Origin of the sequence: Kitasatospora cheerisanensis KCTC 2395 (assembly GCF_000696185.1) — a bacterium.
GTDB classification, from domain to species: Bacteria; Actinomycetota; Actinomycetes; order Streptomycetales; family Streptomycetaceae; genus Kitasatospora; species Kitasatospora cheerisanensis.
The window spans coordinates 1,089,305-1,090,127 of record NZ_KK853997.1; the positions used below are offsets into that span (position 1 = coordinate 1,089,305).

Sequence of the window (823 nt, forward strand, 5' to 3'; positions counted from 1 at the left end):
GCGGCCACGGCCGCGGTCCGGCTACAGCTGGAACCAACGTGCAGATCGGCGGCGGCGGCTTCCGTCCCGGGCATCGTCTTCAACCAGGGGCAGAAGGGGTCTGGTGTACGCGCGCACCGATGTCGGCGGCGCGTACCGGCAGGACCCGGCGACCAAGCAGTGGATACCGCTGCTGGATTCGGTCGGCTGGGCGGACTGGAACCTGACGGGTGTGGCCAGTCTGGCCACCGACGCCAAGGACCCGAAGCGGGTGTACCTGGCGGCGGGCAGCTACACCAACAGCTGGGACCCGGCGAACGGGGCGATCCTCCGCTCCACCGACCAGGGGGCGAGCTGGCAGCGCAGCACGCTGCCGTTCAAGGTCGGCGGCAACATGCCGGGGCGCGGCATGGGCGAGCGCCTGGCGATCGACCCGAACAACGACGCGGTGCTGTGGTTCGGCGCGCCGAGCGGCAACGGGCTGTGGCGCAGCGCCGACTACGGGGTCACCTGGTCGCGGGTAAGCGCTTTCCCGGTGACCGGCACCTACGCGCCGGACCCGTCGGACAGTTCGGGCTACCAGAGCGATCCGCTGGGCATCCTGTGGGAGGTGTTCGACCAGGGCAGCGGCACGGTGAACGGCGTCACCCGGACGATGTTCGTCGGCGTCGCGGACAAGCAGAACAGCGTGTACCGCTCGGACGACGGCGGCTCGACCTGGACCAGGATCGGCGGCCAGCCGACCGGCATGGTGCCGCACAAGGCGGTGCTGGACGCGACCGGCGGGAACCTGTTCGTCTCGTACAGCGACACCGGCGGTCCGTACGACGGGGCGCACGGCGAC

General features: G+C 71.0%; 1 pseudogene. It reads left to right on the forward strand.

Annotated elements, in window-relative coordinates:
* Positions 1–823: pseudogene (locus KCH_RS42300) on the forward strand (xyloglucanase); the annotation flags it as partial.